Below are 18,664 nucleotides of genomic sequence, written 5' to 3'. Positions count from 1 at the left end.
CCTCATGGCGACCGCCTGTCGGTCGCGGATGTCTCGGTCGCGGGCGCGCTGACGAAATAGCGCCGGTGCAGGGCATCCAGCGTGCCATCCGCGGTGCGGAGCAGCACGAAGGTGTCGAGGAAGCGCAGCAGATCCCGCTCGCCCATCGCGACGGCGAGCGCCAGGGGGGAGTCGCGCACCAGGAAGCCCGGTTCGATGGGGGCGAAGGGGTCGGTCAGCAGCAGGTTCCGCACGCTCCATTCGAAGGCGACGGTCGCGTCCACCTCGCCATGCAGCACGGCGTCCAGGCATGCCGCGTAATCCGGCAGGAAGACGGCCACCGCCCCGGGCGGCAGCAGCGGGTGCACCAGCTCCGCCAGGGCGGTGCCGATCGGCAGCGCCAGGGTCAGGTCGTCCAGGTCCGCGAAGCCGTGCAGATGGCGCCCGGCGCGCCCGGCGATGACCACCCGCAGCCGGTCATGCGGCCGCGCCAGGGCGATGCGGCGCAGCAGCCCGGTGTCCACCGGGAAGGAGGCGACGATGTCCACCCGCCCGCTTTCCAGCGCCGGAATCCGCTCTTCCGCCTCCAGCACCACGAGGCGCAGCCGCGCGCCCAGGTCGCGCGCCAATTGCCGCACCAGCGCGACCTCCGAGCCATCGGGTTCGCCGAATTCGTCATGCGCGGCCCAGGGCGGAGTGCGCAGCATCAGCCCCACCCGCAGCTCCCCGTTTTCCAGGATGCGCGCCAGGGCGCCGCGCGCGGGCGTGGCGCCGGCAGGGAGCGCGGCCAGGCCGAGCAGCGCCGCCCCCGCCACCAGGGCGCGTCGCGGCAGGGGAACTGTCATGGCGCGCCGCCCACGCGCAGCCGCGTGCCGAGGAAATGCTGGTGGAGGATGGCCAGCACCCCGCGCTGCCGCAGCAGCAGAAGCTGGGCGTTCACCGCCTCCAGCAGGTCATGCGCGCCGAAGGGCGCCGTGATGGCCATCAGCGCGCGGCCCAGGCTGGACTTGGTCTCGATCGCGGGCAGCGTCTCGGTGATGCGCGCGGCCAGGGTGGCGGGCACGATGGCGGCCTCGGCCTCGCCATCCGCCAGCGCCTCCGCGATCCCGCGCCAGTCCTGGCGCAGCAGCAGATGGCGCGGGCGCTCGCCCAGCAGCTGGTTGCCGAAGACGCTGTTCCAGCCGCGCAGCTGCACCAGGGGGCGGCGGCCCAACTCGTCCAGGCCGGGCAGCGGCAGGTCGCGCCGCGCCAGGAGGTGCCAGTCCAGCTCGGCATAGGGGGTGGAGAACATCATCACCCGCGCGGCTTCCAGCGTCATGGCCGGCGCGGTCAGCAGCAGGTCGAAGCGGCCCTCGCGCAGGGCGTCCACCTGGTCGCCATAGGTGGTGAGGTCGAAATCGGGCTGCACGCCCATGCCGAAGGCCATGGCCGCGCCCACCGCCACCGCCATGCCGTCCAGTTGGGTGCCGTGGTTGCGGAAGGCCATGGGCGTGTCGTCCACCAGCAGGCCGAGGCGCAGCCGGCCCGCCGCGCGGATCGCGGCGAAACTGCCATCGGCCCGGGCGGTGCCGGGCAGCAGCAGCCCGGCGGCCAGGGCGGTGCGGCGGGTGAGGGGCGGTGCCCTCATGGCCGCGGCCGGCAGGCGTCGCAGAGCTGCACCCAGAGGGCATGGGCCATCTGCGCCGCCGCCTCGGGCGCCAGCCGGTCCAGCGCCACGGCGCGCCAGATCTCGTTCGTCACGCCCTGCCAGTTGCCGAACCAGGGGGCGATCACGTCCTTGTTGCGGGCCGAGGCCAAATGCAGCGCGCGCCATTCGGGGTTTTCGCCGGCGGCCACCAGCACGTCGCTGACCCGCGGGTCATCCAGCAGGGGCAGGGTGCAGAAGGGCAGGCCGTCATTCACGAAGAGGCGCCGCTGCATGGTGTAGGCCCCCGTCGCGTCATGCCCGCCGAAGGCCGAGAGGAAGGCGCCGGCGCGGGCGAGCCGCCCCGCATCCCGCGCGGCCGCGGCCGAGATGGCGTAGAAGCGCACCCAGCCGCAGGTGGCGGGGTCATGCTGCGCGCCGCCCACCGGCATCAGCCCCAGCCGCGCCTGGCCCGCCACGTCCGAGGTCAGCGGATTGTTCAGGAAGCGCAGGCGGTAGCTGGGCAGGAGGGCGAAGGCGTGGCGGCCCTCTGCGAAGGCGCGGGCCACGCCCACCTCGTCCTGGCCGGGGCTGGTCGGGTCCAGGGCCTGGTGGCGGTGGATCATGTCGCGCAGGAAGGCCAGGGTGGGGATGATGCCGCGCCCGGCCTCGGCCATCACGCTGACGCGCGCATCGTCCACGAAGCGGCCGCCATGGCTGAAGACGAGGGTGGAGAGCAGCTCGATCAGCCAGGGGTCGCCCGCGAGCGGCAGCCCCATGGGGAAGCGGGCGATCCCGAGCGACCGGATGCGGCGGCAATGGTCCATCACCTCCTCCCAGCTCGTGGGCGGGGTGACGATGCCCGCCGCCTGCAACAGGCCGCGATGGTAGAAGAAACCAATGCTGTCCGTGTAGTAGGCGAGGCCATATTGTTGCCCGCCATGGCGCATGGCCTCCGTGCAGGCGGGCGCGGCCTCGGCGTTGAAGCGGGTCAGCGCGGGCATGGCGTCAATGGGCGCCAGCAGCCCGGAGCCTGCCACCTCCGGCAGCCAGGCATCGGACATCAGGACCACATCCGCCGCCGCCGTTGCGCGCAGCTGGGCCAGCAGCGCCGGGCGGTAGGAGATCCAGGGCACATGCTGGTGCCGCACCGTGACGCCGCTGGCCCGTGTGAATTCCGCGAATTGCGCGCGCAGGCTGTCCAGCACCGCCGTCCAGCTCAGGAAATGCACCGAGGGGCGGGGCTGGGCGGCGGCGGGCGCGACCCAGGGCGTGGCGAGCAGCGCGCCGAGCGCGCGGCGTGGCAGGAGCGTCATGGGTATCAGAGGCCTTCCCGCGGGGGCACCAGCGGCGCCCCGGCATGCAATGCGAAGAGATGGGCCAGCGTGCCGTCCTCCCGGACGGCGTGCAGGGCGATGGTGATGGCGCGCAGCAATTCGTGCTCGCCGAAGCGCACCGCCGCCCCGTGCAGATGCGGGGTGAGGGAGGTGCGGATGCCGAAGCCCCTGCCGGGGTGGCGCGCCATGATGTTGCGCGCCGTCACATTGGTGGTGATGAGGGCATCGAGCTCGCCGTCGAGCAACGCCCCCTCCAGCGCGGCCTGCTCGGCGAAGGGCTGGGCGCGGGCCTGTTCCAGGTCGAAGCCCAGATTGGTCAGGTGCGCCACATAGCCATCCTGCAGGCCGAGCCGCAGCCCGCTCCAATCCGCGAGGCGGCGGCGGCGCGCGACATGGGCGGAGAGGATCACGGTCTCCAGCTCGGCATAGGGGGGGGTGAACATGAGCTGCCGCGCGGTCAGGCGGTTGAGCATGGGGCCGAGCGCCACATCCACCTCGCCCGTCACCACCCGCCGCATGGTCTCGAAGGCGCGCCGAGGCGGGTCGAAGCTGTGCCGCAGCCCCAGCGTGGCGGCGAGGTGGGTGGCGAGGGCGGTGTGGAAGGGGTCCTCCACCGGCTCCGGCGCCGGGGTGGGCGGCACGGGAAGCCGCGCCATCCAGATGCCGCTGGCGAAGCGGATGCGACCCTGGGCGAGGATGCGGCGCCAGGCCTGGTCATGGTTCCCCGCGCGGGCGGGGGCAGCCAGCAGCGGCACCAGCGCGGCGCCGGCGCGAAGCAGGGCGCGGCGGTCTGGTGGTGGTGGTGGCGATGGTGCCCGGCGCGGCATCTGGTTCTACTCCCGGCGCGCGCCTCGCGCGCGACCTCCTGGCGCGCGCCTCGCGGCGCGACCCGGGAGCATCCTGCGCCAGGAGGGGCGAAGGATGCATTGCGGTGCGTCAACTGCCAGGCGCTTTCGCCACCTGGAGTTGAGCATCAGCCGTCCGGCTTGGCCAGCCCGTGTTGTTCGCGCACGGCGTGGAAGGTCAGGGCCGGGAATTCCTCCTCGGCCCGGCGGCGGCGCCAGTCGGAGGTGAAGAAGGCCACCATCTCGCCGTCATGGTCCTCGGCGAGGTCGGCCTTGTGCTGGCGGGTGAAGCGTTCCACCGCATCCTTGTCGTCGGAGGCGAACCAGCGCAGCTGGTCCCAATGCGTCGCCTCGAAGCTGACCGGCACGCCGTATTCCACCTTGATTCGGCTGGCCAGCACGTCGAGCTGCAGCAGACCCACCACGCCAACCACAGGTGGAGAGCCGTCGAGGGGGCGAAAGAGCTGCACCACCCCCTCATCCGCCAATTGTTCCAAGGCTTTCTTGAGCTTCTTGGCCAGCATGGGGTCCTCCAGCCGGGCGCGGCGGAGGTGTTCGGGCGCGAAGGAGGGCACGCCACGGAAGTTCAGGGCCTCGCCCTCCGTCAGCGTGTCGCCGATGCGCAGGGTGCCGTGGTTGGCGATGCCCACCACGTCGCCGGGCCAGGCTTCTTCCGCCACCTGGCGGTCCTTGGCGAAGAAGAAGAGGGGGGCGTTGACGGGCACCTGCTTGCCGGTGCGGGTCTGGGTCAGGCGCATGCCCTTCTCCAGCCGGCCGGAGCAGATGCGCAGGAAGGCCACGCGGTCCCGGTGGTTGGGGTCCATGTTGGCCTGGACCTTGAACACGAAGCCGGAAAGCCGGCCCTCGCCGGGCACCACGTCGCGCGTGTCGGCCGCGCGGGCGCGGGGCGGGGGGGCCATGCGGCCGAGGCCGTCCAGCAATTGCCCCACGCCGAAGTCGCGCAGCGCGCTGCCGAAGAAGACGGGCGTCATGGTGCCTTGCAGGAAGGCATCCATGTCGAATTCCGGGTAGCCCATGGTGACCAGGCCCACCTGTTCGCGCAGTTCCGCCAGCAGGGGCGCTGGGATGCGGGCGTCCAGGATGGGGTCGTCGAGGCCGGAGACGGGGATCACCTCGTCGCCCTCCTCGCCCAGCAGGCGGAGCGCGGGGTTCACGATGTCATAGACCCCGAGCAGGTCGCGCCCCTGGCCGATGGGCCAGGCGGCGGGCGTCACGTCCAGCGCCAGGGTCTTCTCGATCTCGTCGAGAAGGTCCATGGGGTCGCGCCCCTCGCGGTCCATCTTGTTGATAAAGGTGACGATGGGGATGTCGCGCAGGCGGCACACCTCGAACAACTTCAGCGTCTGCGCCTCGATGCCCTTGGCGCCGTCCAGCACCATGACGGCGGCGTCCACGGCGGTCAGGGTCCGGTAGGTGTCCTCGGAGAAATCCTCGTGGCCCGGCGTGTCCAGCAGGTTGAAGATGAGATTGTCGCGCTCGAAGGTCATCACGCTGGTGGCGACCGAGATGCCGCGGTCCTGCTCGATCTTCATCCAGTCCGAGCGGGTGCGCCGCGCATTGCCCTTGGCGCGCACGGCGCCCGCCAGCTGGATGGCGCCGCCCTTCAGCAGCAGCTTTTCCGTCAGCGTGGTCTTGCCGGCATCGGGGTGGGCGATGATGGCGAAGGTGCGCCGGCGCGCGGATTGCTGGGCGGCGTCGCGCGCCACCGCATCCTGGGCGAGGCCGGCGCGGGTGTTGGTCTCGGGCTGCTGGTCCATGGGGCGGTGAGATAGACCCAACACCGCCCCAACTCCAGCGCCGGCTTCCGCCGGGGTGGCAGCGCCGGCTTACGCCGGCACGAGGTTCGCCGGTACGTTCAGCCCCCGCTCGCGGTAGTAGCGGATGGCGCCGGGGTGCAGCGGGAAGGGGTAGCCGCCGAGCGATTCCTCCAGGTTGATCTCCCGCGTGGCGGCATGGATGTTGTTGAGGAAGGGCAGATTCTCGAAGATCGTCTTGGTGACGAGATAGACATCCTCCTCCGGCACGGCCGCGTTGCAGGCGAAGTAGTTGGGCAGCTTGGCCGTGGTCCATTCCTCCGTCTGGCCGGGATAGGTGCCGGCGGGGATGAGGCCCTTCACCAGCAGCGAGGCACGGCCATTGCCGCGGCGGATGTCCTCGTCATTCCATTGCAGGAAGCGCAGCCTGGCCCCCGCGCGGGCGAAGGCCTGTGTGACGGCGCCGGTGGGCAGGCCCGCCTCGAAATTCGTGCCGTGGATGGAGCCGTTCATGAGCGATTCCGCGCTCGGCCCATAGCCCTGGTAGACGAGGTCCATCTTGGTGTGGTCCACGCCGAGATTGGGGAACAGCCACAGGTGCATGGTCTCCAGCCCCGAGCCGCGCGCGCCCATGGAGAAGCGCCGCCCGCCCTCCAGGTTCTTCATGTCCATGATGCGCCCGGTGGTGGCGAGCGAGCGCTCGACCACGAACTGCTCGAAATTGTACCACAGCGGCAGGATGCCGCGGATGTTGCGCTGCGCCCCGGCATTGGCGAAGGGCCCGGCGCCCTCGCCCGCGAACTGCGCGACGAGGCCCTGCAGGATGGCGAACTGCGCCTGGTTCTCGCGCATCAGCCGGACGTTCTCGGTGGAGCCGGCGGAGCTGATGGCGCTCATGTCCAGGCCCAGCTGCGCCTGGAGCTTCACCTTGATGAGTGTCGCCAGCGCCACGCCCACCGGATAATAGGTGCCGCCGATGGTGGCGGTGGTCAGCACATAGGAACGTGCGTTCTGCGCGCTTGCGGTGGTGGCGCCGAGCGTGGCGGCGGCCGCGCCCAGGCCGAGCGCTCTCCGGCCGAAATCGTTCATGTCGTCTCACTCCCTGATGGCCGCGCGGGCCGGTCCGCCCATGTGGCGGCCGGCCGGGTCATTGCCCGGCAGCCTGTCGTTGCTTCACATGCGGGGGCTTTGCGTCCCCGGTTCATGGTGTTGCGGGAGGAGAGGGGGATCAAGGAATTTCTGCCCCGGTTCATTCCGGGGCAGATGTGTTTATGAGCGCCGCTCGACCGGCCTTGGCAGCGTGACCATGCCCTCGACCGGATAGGCGCGGCGCTGCCACAGGAACAGCGCGACGCCGATGGTGATGCCCGTGAGGTCCGTCATGGATTCCGGGATCATCATCATGAAGCCCGCGCTGCCCGAGACGAAGCGCAGCACGGGGTTCAGCGGCCCGTTCAGCATCCATCCCTCGGTCGCGCAGGCGAGGAACCAGACGCCGCCCAGCGCGGTGATCAGCGCGGGCGCGATCTCGATCAGCGAGCCCTGCGCCAGCAGCGCGGGCGAGAGCCAGAACATGTAGGGCACGATGAAGGTGGCCAGCCCCAGTTTCAGCGCGATCACGCTGGTCTGCCACATGTCCGCCCTGGCCATGGAGGCGGCCGCGAAGGAGGCCAGCGCCACCGGCGGCGTGATGGCCGAGAGGATGGCGAAGTAGAAGATGAACATGTGCGCCACCAGCGGCTCGACCCCGATGCGGATCAGGCCTGGCGCCACCACGGCCGCCGCGATGGCATAGGCGGCGGTGGTGGGCACGCCCATGCCCAGGATGATGGCGACCAGCATGGCGAAGACCATGGCCAACAGCGAGGACGCGCCGGCCACGTCCAGCAGCATGGAGGCGAAGCGCCCGCCCACGCCGGTGACGCCGATGACGCCCGCCACGATGCCCGCCGCGGCGCAGACGGCAATCAGCTGCATCACCTCCTTCATGGAGCCGTGCAGCGCGTCATAGATCTGCGCCACGGTCTCGATGACGGCCGAGGCGGTGCCGGTGAACAGCCCCTGCCGCTGCAGCCACACCCGGTGCACCAGCGAGGTGACGATCATGATGACCAGCGTGGCCGCGATGCCCCAGGCCGCGGCCCGGAAGGGCGAGAAACCCTGCACCAGCATGAAGATCAGCAGGATCAGCGGCGAGGCCATGTAGAGGCGGCGCAGGATGGTGGTCCAGCGCGGCAGCTCGTCGCGCGGCAGGCCCCGGATGCCGAGCTTGCGCGCGTTCAGGTCGCAATGCGTGTAGTTGGCCCAGTAGAAGAGCAGCGCGGGAATGAGGCCCGCCAGCGCGATCTCGGTGTAGGGGATGCCCAGCACCTCGGCCATGATGAAGGCGCCGGCGCCCATGACGGGCGGGGTGATCTGTCCGCCGGTGGAGCTGGTGGCCTCGATGGCGCCGGCGGTGGCGCGGTCATAGCCCACGCGGCGCATCATGGGGATGGTGAAGGCGCCGGACGCCACCACATTGGCCACCGCCGAGCCCGAGACCGCGCCGAACATGATGCCCGACAGCACCGTGACCTTGGCCGGCCCGCCGCGCAGCCGCCCCACCAGGGCGAGCGCCACGTCGTTGAAATACTCGCCCGCATTGGATTTCTGGAGGAAGGTGGCGAAGACCACGAACATGATGATGAAGCTGGCGCTGACCTGCACGATGGTGCCCAGCACGCCATTGTTGTTGAACAGCTCCACCAGCAGCTGGTCGAAGGCGACGCCGCGATGGAACAGGATGCCCGGCATCCAGGGGCCCACGAAGCAATAGGCGATGAAGGTGACGGCGATGAGCGGCATCACCAGCCCTGCCGTGCGGCGCGCGAATTCCAGCACCAGCAGGATGCCCACGCCGGCCACCAGCAGGTCCTGCAGGTTGGGGCCCATGAAGGTGCGCATCTCGATGCCGTCGGCGTCGAAGATGTAGTGGAACGGGATGATGAGGGAGAGGCCGATCAGCACCCAGTCATACAGCGGGACCGGGCGCACCAGGTTGGTGCTGGCGCGCGGCGCGAACAGCGCGAAGCCGAGTGCGGCGCCGAAGAAGACGTGGATGGCGCGGGACACGGTGGGGTCCACCGGCTGCACCAGCAGGATCCAGAGGTGGAAGGACACGAAGGCGGTGGCGGCGGCGCGCCAGACCATGCCCTGCAGCCCCGGCAGTTCGCGCCGCGCGCTGGCGAATTCGAGATCCTCGATCTCGGTGTTCACGTCGTCGTTCGGGCGTGTCTGCGCCATACGTGTCCTGCCCCCAGAAAATCCATCGTGAAATATCAATGCCCGCCCGGTGTCGTTCGCGACATTCTTGGCCGATGCGGATGGCGGCAGACGCAACGGAGGTCAAGCGGAAATGACAGGTTAACGGAATGACACGCCACCTGTCGCCAAATGCCGCGCGCCGCCCTATCCAGGACCGTTGAGAGACGAGCCATGCTGAGACTGACCGAACTGCGCCTGCCGCTGGACCACGCGCCCGACGCCATCGCCACCGCGGTGGTGGCGCGGCTGGGGCTGCGACGGGATGAGCTTCTGTCGCACGAGGTGGCGCGGCGCGCCTGGGATGCGCGGCGGCGCTCGGCCATCGAGCTGGTCTATTCCGTGGACTTCGCCGTGGCCGATGAGGCCGCGCTGCTCAAGCGCGCCGCGGGCGACAAGGCGCTGGCGCGCACGCTGGGGCCGCGCCCGGACACCAGCTACCGCCATGTGGCGCATGCGGCCGCGCCGCCCGCGCGCCGGCCGGTCGTGATCGGCACCGGGCCTTGCGGGCTCTTCGCCGCGCTGATCCTGGCGGAGATGGGCTTCAGGCCCATCATCCTCGATCGCGGGAAGGTGGTGCGGGAGCGCACCAAGGACACCTGGGGGTTGTGGCGCCGCGGCGTGCTGACGCCCGAGAGCAATGTGCAATTCGGCGAGGGCGGCGCGGGCACCTTCTCGGACGGCAAGCTCTGGTCGGGCATCAAGGACCCGCAGCATCTGGGCCGCAAGGTGCTGACCGAATTCGTGCAGGCCGGCGCGCCCGAGGAGATCCTCTGGGTGGCCAAGCCGCATATCGGCACCTTCCGCCTGGTGCAGATGGTGGAATCCATGCGCGCGAAGGTCGAGGCGCTGGGCGGCGAATACCGCTTCGGCACCAAGGTGACGGACTTCCTCATCGAGACCGGGCGCGACGGGCAGCGCCACATGCGCAGCGTCGTCACCGAGGCGGGCGACACCATCGAGACGGACCATGTCGTGCTGGCCATCGGCCACTCCGCCCGCGACACCTTCGAGGTGCTGCACGCCCGCGGCGTGCATGTGGAGGCCAAGCCCTTCTCCATCGGCGTGCGGATCGAGCACCCGCAATCCGTCATTGACCGCGCACGCTTCGGCACCTTCGCGGGCAACCCCATCCTGGGCGCTGCGGACTACAAGCTGGTGCATCACGGCACGAATGGCCGCGGCGTCTATTCCTTCTGCATGTGTCCCGGCGGCACCGTGGTCGCCGCCGCCAGCGAGCCTGGACGCCTGGTGACCAATGGGATGAGCCAGTATTCGCGCGCCGAGCGGAACGCGAATGCCGGCATCGTCGTCGGCATCACGCCGGAGGTGGACTACCCGGGCGGGCCGCTCGCCGGCATCGCCTTCCAGCGCCACTGGGAAGAACGCGCCTTCGTGGTGGGTGGCGGCGACTACCGCGCGCCGGCGCAGCGCGTGGGGGATTTCCTGGCGGGGCGGCCATCCACCCACCTCGGCAGCGCGGTGCCCAGCTACAAGCCGGGTGTCACGCCGACCGACCTTTCGCTCTGCCTGCCCGATTTCGCGGTGGCGGCGATCCGCGAGGCGCTGCCGCAATTCGCGCGCAGCATCCCGGGCTTCGACATGGAGGATGCGGTGATGACGGGGGTGGAGACGCGCACCTCCTCGCCCGTGCGCATCCGGCGGGACGCGTCCTTCCATAGCGTGAACACGCGCGGGCTGTATCCGGCGGGTGAGGGGGCCGGCTATGCGGGCGGCATCTTCTCGGCGGGGGTGGACGGTATCCGCGTGGCCGAGGCGGTGGGGCGCGACATGGCGGGGCTGTCGCAGGAAGCCGCGTGAACACGGCCTATGACGCGGTGGTGATCGGCGCCGGCGCGGCCGGGCTGTTCGCCGCCATGCGCGCGGGGCAGCGCGGGCGGCGCGTGCTGCTGCTGGACCATGCCGAGGCGGCGGGGAAGAAGATTCTCATCAGCGGCGGCGGGCGCTGCAACTTCACCAATACGGGCTGCGTGCCGGAGCGCTTTCTCTCCGCCAACCCGCATTTCGCCCGCTCGGCCCTGGCGCGCTACACGCAGCATGACTTCATCGCGCTGGTGCGGCGGCATGGCATTCCCTTCCATGAGAAGACGCTGGGGCAGTTGTTCTGCGATGGCTCGGCGCGGGCCATCGTGGCGATGCTGCTGGCGGAATGCGCGGCGGCGGGGGTGGAGATCCGGCTCGATTGCCGCGTCACCGACATCGTGCGCAACACGGGGTATCGTATCGAGACCAGCCGGGGCGTCTTCACCGCACCCGCTTTGGTGCTGGCCACCGGCGGGCTGTCCATTCCCAAGATGGGCGCCACGGGCTTCGCGCATGACGTGGCGCGGCGCTTCGGCCTGCCGCTGACGGCGCTGCGCCCCGGCCTGGTGCCGCTGACCTTTGCGGGTGAGGCGCTGGAACTGATGCGCCCCCTGGCGGGCGTGGCGCTGGATGCCATGGCCCGCTGCGGGCGCGTGGCGTTCGAGGAGGCCATGCTGTTCACCCATCGCGGGTTGTCCGGCCCGGCCATCCTCCAGGCCTCCTCCTACTGGCGGGAGGGCGAGGCGCTGACGCTCGACCTGCTGCCCCACCGTGACGCCTCCGCCTGGCTGCTGGAGGGCAAGCGCGCCCGCCCCCGCGCCGAGGGCCGCACCCTGCTGGCCGAGGCCCTGCCGCAGCGCCTGGCGCAGGCCCTGGCGGCCCTTCACCTGCCTGGCCGTCTGGCCGACACGCGCGATGCGGACCTCCGCGCGCTGGGGACGCTGCTGAAATCCTGGCGCCTGGAGCCCGCGGGCACGGAGGGCTATGCCAAGGCCGAGGTGACGCTGGGCGGCGTGGACACCCGCGCCTTGTCGCAGCAGACCATGGAAGCGCGCGCGGTGCCTGGCCTCTTCGTGGTCGGTGAGGCGGTGGACGTCACGGGCTGGCTGGGCGGCTACAATTTCCAGTGGGCCTGGTCGAGCGGCTGGGCGGCGGGCGAGGCGCTGTGAGGCCGGCGCCCGGCACCAGCGGCTTCCTCCGGGCCATGGTGCTGGCGCAGTTCGGCGTGCAGGTGGGCGCCTTCACCCTGCCCGCGCTGCTGCCCGGCTTCATGGCGCGGTGGGAGCTGTCCAACACCGAGGCGGGCTGGCTGGTCGGCATCTTCTTCGCCGCCTATGTGCCCGCCGTGCCGGTGCTGCTGGCCCTGACCGACCGCATGGCGCCGCGGCGCATCTACCTGTGCGGGGCGGCGCTGACGCTGGTCTCGCACCTGGGCTTCGTGGTCTGGGCGGACGGGTTCTGGTCCGGGATGCTGTTGCGGGCCATGGCGGGGGTGGGCTGGGCGGCCTGCTACATGCCCGGCCTCAAGGCCCTGACCGACCCGCTGGAGGGTGCGGCGCAATCCCGCGCCGTGTCCTGGCATGCGGCGGGTGTGGGGCTGGCGGGGGCCTTGTCCTTTGCCTTTGCCGGGCTGTTCGACGCGCTGGCGGGGCCGGGGGCGGCCTTCCTGTTCGGCACCGTCATGGCGGGGCTGGCGCTGGGCATCGCGGCCTGGTTGCTGCCCGATGCGCGGCCCGCCCCGGCGCCGGGCCGCCTGCTGGACTTCCGGCCGGTGTTGCGGAACCGCCAGGCCCTGGGCTGGATCGCGGGCTACACCGTTCACACCTGGGAACTGGCCGCCCTGCGCGCCTGGGCCGTGACCTTCCTGGTGGCGTCCCAGGCGCAGCTGGGCGCGCCGTCCTGGCTGCCGGCGCCGGCCTTGCTGTTCACGCTGGCGGGGCTGCTGGGCATCGCGGTTTCCATCACTGGCAACGAGATGGCGCAGAAGCATGGGCGGGGGCGGGTGGTGCTGGGGGCCATGGGGGCCGCTGCCGCGCTGTCGGTGCTGACGGGCTGGGCCGGGAGTGTCTCGCTGCCGTTGGCGGTGGCGCTGGTGCTGCTGTGGAACGCCGCCATCTACCTGGACAGCGCGGCGCTGACCGCGGGCACCGTCCAGGCGGCCGACAAGCGTCTGCGGGGTGCCACCATGGGGCTGCACAGCATGGCGGGCTATGCGGGCGGCTTCCTGGGGCCGCTGGGCGTGGGGCTGATGCTGGACCTGGGCGGCGGGGGTGCGCTGGGCTGGGGCCTGGCCTTCGGGCACCTGGCGGTGGTGACGCTGGCGGGGCTGTGGGTGCTGCGCCGGCTGGGGCGGGGGGCGTAGCTTTTCCGGTGGGGTTTTCCCGACGGGGGGGTTGCGAGGGTCTGCGAACCATGGCAATCACCCGCCACGCCACGAGCGGGCGTAGCTCAGGGGTAGAGCACGACCTTGCCAAGGTCGGGGTCGAGGGTTCGAATCCCTTCGCCCGCTCCAGTCGGCCTCCCAACCTCATATGTCTTTTTCGCCGTTGGCGCCGTGAACCGCAGGTTTCCTGGGGTTTCCCCGTGTCGGCTTGAGGGTTGGAGAACGCAACGATCCCGGAAATGGTTCTCTGGAAGAGCGAGAGTCTCCGAAGCTCGGGGGTGGGATGATTCTACCCTCAAGCCTTATCCCATTGAAATTCTGTCATTCTCTCGGATCGAAGCTTGGGATGTTTCCGAACGCCGTTTGGTCGGGCGAAGGGCACCGGAAAGCGGAAACCGGGTAGCTGGTTCATCGGTCCTGGATCGATGGGGGGAGCAACTGGCCGAGGGCGAGACGAGCGCCGCGCGCTCCAACACTCTGCTTCCTCTTCCCTGGTCATCGGTTGGCAGTCCCCCTCCCGGCACAGGCCCGGCCACTGCCTGATTCTCTGCTGCATCTGCCGCATCGCGACCTATGACATTCCGGCTGAGTCCATAAAAATGCCTACTCAGGGGAATCGAACGGACAGATGCTCACCGAGAACCACAAAGCGATTGCCGGCACGATCTGGGACATCGCCAACCGCCTGCGTGGCCCCTACCGGCCCCCACAGTACCGGCTGGTGATGCTGCCCATGGTGGTGCTGCGTCGGTTCGATTGCGTGTTGGAACCCAGCAAGGACGCAGTCATCCGCGAGCACGCCAGGCTCATGGCTGCCGGCACGCCTGAACGGGCTATACCGCGTCTCCTCACCAAGATTGTTGGGCCAGACCGCAAGCAGCCGCTCTACAACGTCAGCCCTTACACCTTCGAGAAGCTGCTCGGCGACAGCGAGAATATCGCGCCCAACCTGGTGTCCTACATCAACGGATTCTCGGAGACAGCTCGGCGCATCTTCGACAAGTTCAAATTTGGAGAGCAGATCGAGAAGCTCGACGCGAGCAACCGCCTCTTCAACATAGTGAAGCTGATGTCCGATGTGGACCTGCACCCGGATAAAATCAGCAACTTGGAGATGGGCTACATCTTCGAGCACCTCGTCATGCGCTTCAACGAGCAGGCGAACGAGGAGGCCGGCGATCACTTCACGCCGCGTGAAGTCATCCGACTGATGACACACCTGATCTACACAGGCGAAGAGGACGTCTACAAGGCCGGCGTCTATCGAGAGATCTACGATCCGACCTGCGGCACCGGCGGCATGCTGTCGGTCTCAGAGGAAACGATCAGGGCGCAGAATCTCAAGGCGAACCTCGGGCTCTACGGCCAGGAATACAACGACGAGAGTTGGGCGATCTGCTGCGCCGACATGCTCATCAAGGATGAGGAGACGGGCAACATCGTCCTTGGTGACACGCTCGGCGATGGCAAGACCAAGGATGGTTTCCCCGACAAGAAGTTCCACTACATGCTGGCCAACCCTCCCTTCGGCGTCGAATGGAAGGAACAGCAGCGGATCGTCACCAAAGAGCATGAGGAGGTAGGCTTCGACGGGCGCTTCGGCGCCGGCCTGCCTGCGATCAATGACGGATCGCTGCTCTTCCTGCAGCACATGATCTCCAAGATGCATGACGCGCCGGGCCGAGGCGGGGACGGCTCCAGGATCGCCATCATCTTCAATGGCTCGCCTCTCTTCAGCGGTGATGCAGGCTCGGGTCCATCCAACATTCGGCGCTGGATCATCGAGAAGGACTGGCTTGAGGCCATCATCGCCCTACCGGACCAGCTTTTCTACAACACGGGCATCTTCACCTACGTCTGGCTCGTGTCCAATCGGAAGCCTCCGGAGCGCCGGGGCAAGGTTCAGCTGATCGATGGCACGCGCTTCTTCCAGAAAATGAAGAAGAGCCTGAACAACAAGCGGAATGAGCTCTCCGACGCCCACATCGCGCGGCTAACCGAGTTGTACGGCAATTTCCGGGATGGTGAGACAGAGCGGGTGCTGGTGGATGGCGCGTGGGAGGAGCGGGTCGTTTCCCGCATCTTCGACAATGCAGAGTTCGGCTTCCTGAAAGTGACGGTCGAGCGCCCGTTGCGGCTCAACTTCGAGGCGACCCCCGAGCGCATCGCGCGGCTGAGGGACCATTCGCTCCACTGGCCCCAATCAGCCAAGTGATTGTTGGATCATGATATTGCTATCTGCAGAGCGGGCAGCGGATTGCGCGGCCCAGCTGCGCAATGGGTCAGCACTCGATGAGCTATAGGGGTCGGAGAGCTTTCGCTTTCCCGGAGTGTTCGAGACGATGAAGCAGGTGGGCACGGTGTCGCGGTTGGCCACAGGGCGGGGCGGAGCGGCCTTTCGCGTCGGCCAGCATTCACGGTACGCGCGACAGATCGAACATGGTGACGCTGCTTGCGGTGGTGCGGGTCAATTTGCTGCATAACGACGTGGCCAATACGCAGAGCGTGGGGTTTGTGCGGGGCTCGACCACGCCGACGCTCACGCCAGGGCAGACCGTCATCGCGCGGGTGGATGGGACCGCCAATGGGTTGGTGGCGTTACTACGGGGAACGGGGTGATGAGGGATTTGGCAGCGAATTGACGGATAGGCGTACCCAGCAGCGCCACCATGCCGGGCACGCTCCATCCGTCTCGGCCAGCCCTATGACGACCAGCCTGGTGGGAGCTAGACGGGGTCGCCGCCATCCCCACCACGGCCATCGATCCGCCCCACCGTGCGGCGTCTCCGACGGTCCCCGCGCTTATGGGTCCGGGTCCCCTGGGCAGCACTCTAGCGATGGGGCCGCAAGGCGTCACGCTCGGAAAAGAGGGCCACAGATGTCCAGCGTGGATCCAGGATGGCGGCGGCGAGGCGCCGGGTGATGCCGAGGCGTTCCTCGATGGGTGATAGTACCGTCAGGAGCACCGTGACATGTGCATCGGCGGGCTTGAAGAGCTGCTCGGCCTCGCCGGCTACTACACCGCCGTCTCCTTCGCGTTGAACACGGCCGAGGTGTCGCTGCCCGAGGGTGCGGCCGCCCCCTCTCCCTGAGCGCCGCTCGGCGGCCGCGGCCGACCACTGACGGTCAGTGCCGGTGGCCGCCCGACGACTGCGCCGGGCGACCCTGCGCCGCGCGCAGGTGCCGCGGCACGGTCATCGTCTCCAGCGTTACCGCTTGGCGGGGATCCACGATCGAGACGAGCTCCATCATCCCGGTGTCCTCGTGGAACACGTTGTGGCAATGCAGGACCATATCGCCCGTGTGGTCCAGCGCCCGGCTCAGGAACTGCACGACCTCGCCCTGGGCGCCCGCCGCCACCGGCAACGGGGTTTGCGGCGTGATCATCTGGCCACTCGACGCGTTGGTGAGCGCCCAGGGGAAGGAGCAGCCGCCCGGGCCCATGGGGCAGTTCACGAGCAGCGTGTCGCGCCAGATGGGGAAGGCGAGCGGCACCTGCCCACGCTGGAACACCTGGAACGAGTTGGTGTGGATGTGGAAGACGTGGGTGTCGGCCGCGCTCATCGCGCTCCAGCGATCCAGCTGGCCGAGCTGCAGCACGCGCTGGATCCGCTCCTCGGTGAAGGGCCGGCCGTTGATGACGCTCGCTCCCCCGATCCTGGGCGCGAACTCCGCGTTGGTGAACCCGAAGGTGACGCCCTGCGTCGGGCCGGCCGGGATCGGCTCATTCATGAGGGAGGCCGGCCGGGCCAGCGCGTTCAGCTGGGTCTGGGTGGGCAGGGCGGTGCTGTAGGTCGGCGTCGCGGCCGGCGCCGTCACCACCACGTTGGCGATCAAGGTCGGGTCGCCCTCGGCGACCGGCGTGCGGCAGAGCGCGCTGATGTCAGACAGATTGGCTGGCGAGCCGACCAGCTGGTAGCGCCCGGGCGCGGCCGGGGCCTGCACCATCAGGTCCAGGCGCTGGCCCGCCGCGAGGAAGCTCAGCTCATAGTTCACCATGTCCTCACCGGCCGTGGGCGTCAGCGTGCGCGGCGCCGCGAAGAAGTTGCCGACCGGGGGGCGCAGCTGGAAGGGCAGGTCGGGCGCGGGGCCGGCGGCGCGCTGAATCGGGATGCCATCCGCGGTCAGCACGTAGAGGCCCGGCGGGTTCGCGCTCCCCGGCATCGGGATGAGGCAGGCCGGAACCAGCTCGGCCGGGGTGGCGTTCACCAGGCGCCAGAGCTGGACCTCCTGGGTGCCCATGGAGATCGTCGGCGCGAGCTGCCCGTTGACGGAGAACGCCGCGTTCGCCGGGGGCGGGTTGGGCGGCGCGTTTGGACACAGGCCGCCATAGGCCGAGGCGCAGGTCACCGACCGGCCGCCCGCGCCATCGGCCGCGTATCTGATCTGCTGGATCACCAGGATCTTCTCGGCGGCCGCCGTCACCGCCGGCAGGCTGTTGATGCCGTTCGCGCGGTCCTCGACGATCAGGGCGCCGGCCAGCCCGCTCGCCAGATGCAGCGCTACGGCGCCATGCCGATGCGGGTGGTACCAGAAGCTTCCCGCCGGATGGTCCGGCGGCACCTGGATGCTGTAGCGGACCGTGCCCTGCTGGCAGAGGTTCGGATCGCCGATCGCGGCCCGGCAGTCGTCCATCACCTCCGACGGCGTGTCCCGCGGGTAGAGGCTCAGCAGCACGTCGTCCGCGAAGGCGATCGACGGGGGCGGGCCTGCCACGGTCGTGTAGCCGGGGCTCACATGCAGCCCATGGGCGTGCAGGTTGATGATGTCGAAGCCATGCGGCGTCGTCGTGCTGACGGTCCCGTCCAGACCGGCCGTCGCGCTGTAGGCGAGGTCGTTGGTGAAGGTGAGTTGGAGCGTGGCGCCCGGGGTAGTCCGGATTGTGGGGCCCACCAGCGGCGCCGCGTCGGAGGCAGCGATGCTGCGGACTTGGACGGCGACTGTCGTCCCGTCCGCGTTCACCATATTGTGGGTCTGCAGGCGCAGCGTCAGCGCGGCGGTGTCCAGCTCCGGCGGGTTGCGTAGCTCGGTGGCGGTGACGGGCCCGGCGGCGCCCAGCAGCAGGCTGAGAAGACAGGCCAGGCGACGCCGCGCGCGGCGCCGGGCGGAAGGGAACAGCGCGTGCGTCATGGCAGCCTCCTAGGTCGGGCAACGCAGGCTAGGGCCTGATCGCAACAGACGGAATCGGAATGTGGCTTCCGGCGCCTGTCGATTTCCGATTCAAGCCGCTGGCTGGGCGGACGGCAGCAGCCCATGAGGCGAGCGCTGTCGACGGACCTACGTGACCGGGTGGTTGTCGATGGCGAAAGCGATGAGAACGACTTCGCCATTCCAGCAGGGGATCTCAAACCCGCCGGACGCCCCGCGCTGGTTGGAGGCGCGTGCCACGACGGCGCCCTCAAGCGCCCGGATGGCTCTCCTGTCAGTGCGAGGCTGGAGCAGCAGCGAGGCCAGGCGCATGAGCCGAAAGACGCGTTTGTGATTTAGGCGCGGCAGTCCTGTGCGACCCCTGGCCCGGTTCAGCAGGGCGGTGACGCGACGATAGCCATAGGTGGGCGGGCGTCGGTAACGGCACGGATTTCCGCGAGGATGTCGTC

13 protein-coding genes, 1 tRNA gene and 1 pseudogene are annotated in these 18,664 nt (G+C 69.5%); 6 read left to right on the top strand and 9 right to left on the bottom strand.

The window, feature by feature from the left end:
* Positions 1–2 precede the first annotated feature (2 nt).
* The 7 genes from GGQ83_RS00890 to GGQ83_RS00860 form a co-directional block, all read right to left on the bottom strand.
* Complete coding sequence (locus tag GGQ83_RS00890) at positions 3–824, bottom strand: transporter substrate-binding domain-containing protein (protein WP_184381710.1); 822 nt, start codon at positions 822–824, stop codon at positions 3–5.
* Complete coding sequence (locus GGQ83_RS00885; RefSeq protein WP_184381709.1) at positions 821–1,606, bottom strand: substrate-binding periplasmic protein; 786 nt, start codon at positions 1,604–1,606, stop codon at positions 821–823. Before GGQ83_RS00885 ends, GGQ83_RS00890 begins: the two co-directional genes overlap by 4 nt.
* A complete protein-coding gene (locus GGQ83_RS00880) occupies positions 1,603–2,919 on the bottom strand; it encodes an ABC transporter substrate-binding protein (RefSeq protein ID WP_184381708.1) in 1,317 nt (438 codons plus the stop codon). The genes GGQ83_RS00885 and GGQ83_RS00880 overlap by 4 nt, the downstream gene beginning before the upstream one ends.
* 5 nt (positions 2,920–2,924) lie before the next feature.
* Positions 2,925–3,767, bottom strand: a complete 843-nt coding sequence (locus GGQ83_RS00875) for a substrate-binding periplasmic protein (RefSeq protein WP_184381707.1) — start codon at positions 3,765–3,767, stop codon at positions 2,925–2,927.
* Between the two features lie 146 nt (positions 3,768–3,913).
* Entirely contained in the window at positions 3,914–5,563 is a 1,650-nt protein-coding gene (locus tag GGQ83_RS00870) for a peptide chain release factor 3 (protein WP_184381706.1), read from the bottom strand.
* A gap of 69 nt (positions 5,564–5,632) precedes the next feature.
* Complete coding sequence (locus tag GGQ83_RS00865; protein WP_184381705.1) at positions 5,633–6,649, bottom strand: TAXI family TRAP transporter solute-binding subunit; 1,017 nt, start codon at positions 6,647–6,649, stop codon at positions 5,633–5,635.
* A 180-nt stretch (positions 6,650–6,829) separates the two neighbouring features.
* The gene (locus tag GGQ83_RS00860; RefSeq protein WP_184381704.1) at positions 6,830–8,842 is read right to left on the bottom strand and encodes a TRAP transporter permease; all 2,013 of its coding nucleotides are present in this window, start codon (positions 8,840–8,842) and stop codon (positions 6,830–6,832) included.
* A 192-nt stretch (positions 8,843–9,034) separates the two neighbouring features.
* Between GGQ83_RS00860 and GGQ83_RS00855 the strand changes: the two genes are divergently transcribed.
* From GGQ83_RS00855 to GGQ83_RS00830, 6 genes are all read left to right on the top strand, one after another.
* Complete coding sequence (locus GGQ83_RS00855) at positions 9,035–10,681, top strand: NAD(P)/FAD-dependent oxidoreductase (protein WP_184381703.1); 1,647 nt, start codon at positions 9,035–9,037, stop codon at positions 10,679–10,681.
* The gene (locus GGQ83_RS00850) at positions 10,678–11,853 is read left to right on the top strand and encodes a BaiN/RdsA family NAD(P)/FAD-dependent oxidoreductase (protein ID WP_184381702.1); all 1,176 of its coding nucleotides are present in this window, start codon (positions 10,678–10,680) and stop codon (positions 11,851–11,853) included. Before GGQ83_RS00855 ends, GGQ83_RS00850 begins: the two co-directional genes overlap by 4 nt.
* Positions 11,850–13,046 (top strand): MFS transporter, encoded by a 1,197-nt coding sequence (locus GGQ83_RS20245; RefSeq protein WP_184381701.1) that lies wholly within the window; start codon positions 11,850–11,852, stop codon positions 13,044–13,046. The genes GGQ83_RS00850 and GGQ83_RS20245 overlap by 4 nt, the downstream gene beginning before the upstream one ends.
* A gap of 75 nt (positions 13,047–13,121) precedes the next feature.
* Positions 13,122–13,196: transfer RNA gene (locus GGQ83_RS00840), tRNA-Gly, on the top strand.
* A 499-nt stretch (positions 13,197–13,695) separates the two neighbouring features.
* Positions 13,696–15,282: a type I restriction-modification system subunit M gene (locus GGQ83_RS00835; protein WP_184381700.1), complete on the top strand. Its 1,587-nt coding sequence runs from the start codon at positions 13,696–13,698 to the stop codon at positions 15,280–15,282.
* A 224-nt stretch (positions 15,283–15,506) separates the two neighbouring features.
* Positions 15,507–15,686, top strand: a complete 180-nt coding sequence (locus GGQ83_RS00830; protein ID WP_184381699.1) for a hypothetical protein — start codon at positions 15,507–15,509, stop codon at positions 15,684–15,686.
* A 507-nt stretch (positions 15,687–16,193) separates the two neighbouring features.
* Here the strand turns inward: GGQ83_RS00830 and GGQ83_RS00825 are convergent.
* Entirely contained in the window at positions 16,194–18,197 is a 2,004-nt protein-coding gene (locus GGQ83_RS00825) for a multicopper oxidase family protein (RefSeq protein WP_184381698.1), read from the bottom strand.
* A gap of 147 nt (positions 18,198–18,344) precedes the next feature.
* Positions 18,345–18,617 (bottom strand): annotated as a pseudogene (locus GGQ83_RS20375) (IS3 family transposase); the annotation flags it as partial.
* Between the last annotated feature and the right edge of the window lie 47 nt (positions 18,618–18,664).

Source organism: Roseococcus suduntuyensis (genome assembly GCF_014196305.1).
Taxonomy (GTDB): domain Bacteria; phylum Pseudomonadota; class Alphaproteobacteria; order Acetobacterales; family Acetobacteraceae; genus Roseococcus; species Roseococcus suduntuyensis.
Note: the sequence above shows the minus strand (reverse complement) of the source record. Positions and strands in the feature narration are given on the sequence as shown.

Excerpts from the sequence above, each read along its gene's own strand:
- GGQ83_RS00890 (WP_184381710.1), bottom strand. The coding sequence starts at position 824 with ATGACAGTTCCCCTGCCGCGACGCGCCCTGGTGGCGGGGGCGGCGCTG.
- GGQ83_RS00885 (WP_184381709.1), bottom strand. The coding sequence starts at position 1,606 with ATGAGGGCACCGCCCCTCACCCGCCGCACCGCCCTGGCCGCCGGGCTG.
- GGQ83_RS00880 (WP_184381708.1), bottom strand. The coding sequence starts at position 2,919 with ATGACGCTCCTGCCACGCCGCGCGCTCGGCGCGCTGCTCGCCACGCCC.
- GGQ83_RS00875 (WP_184381707.1), bottom strand. The coding sequence starts at position 3,767 with ATGCCGCGCCGGGCACCATCGCCACCACCACCACCAGACCGCCGCGCC.
- GGQ83_RS00870 (WP_184381706.1), bottom strand. The coding sequence starts at position 5,563 with ATGGACCAGCAGCCCGAGACCAACACCCGCGCCGGCCTCGCCCAGGAT.
- GGQ83_RS00865 (WP_184381705.1), bottom strand. The coding sequence starts at position 6,649 with ATGAACGATTTCGGCCGGAGAGCGCTCGGCCTGGGCGCGGCCGCCGCC.
- GGQ83_RS00860 (WP_184381704.1), bottom strand. The coding sequence starts at position 8,842 with ATGGCGCAGACACGCCCGAACGACGACGTGAACACCGAGATCGAGGAT.
- GGQ83_RS00855 (WP_184381703.1), top strand. The coding sequence starts at position 9,035 with ATGCTGAGACTGACCGAACTGCGCCTGCCGCTGGACCACGCGCCCGAC.
- GGQ83_RS00835 (WP_184381700.1), top strand. The coding sequence starts at position 13,696 with ATGCTCACCGAGAACCACAAAGCGATTGCCGGCACGATCTGGGACATC.
- GGQ83_RS00830 (WP_184381699.1), top strand. The coding sequence starts at position 15,507 with ATGGTGACGCTGCTTGCGGTGGTGCGGGTCAATTTGCTGCATAACGAC.
- GGQ83_RS00825 (WP_184381698.1), bottom strand. The coding sequence starts at position 18,197 with ATGACGCACGCGCTGTTCCCTTCCGCCCGGCGCCGCGCGCGGCGTCGC.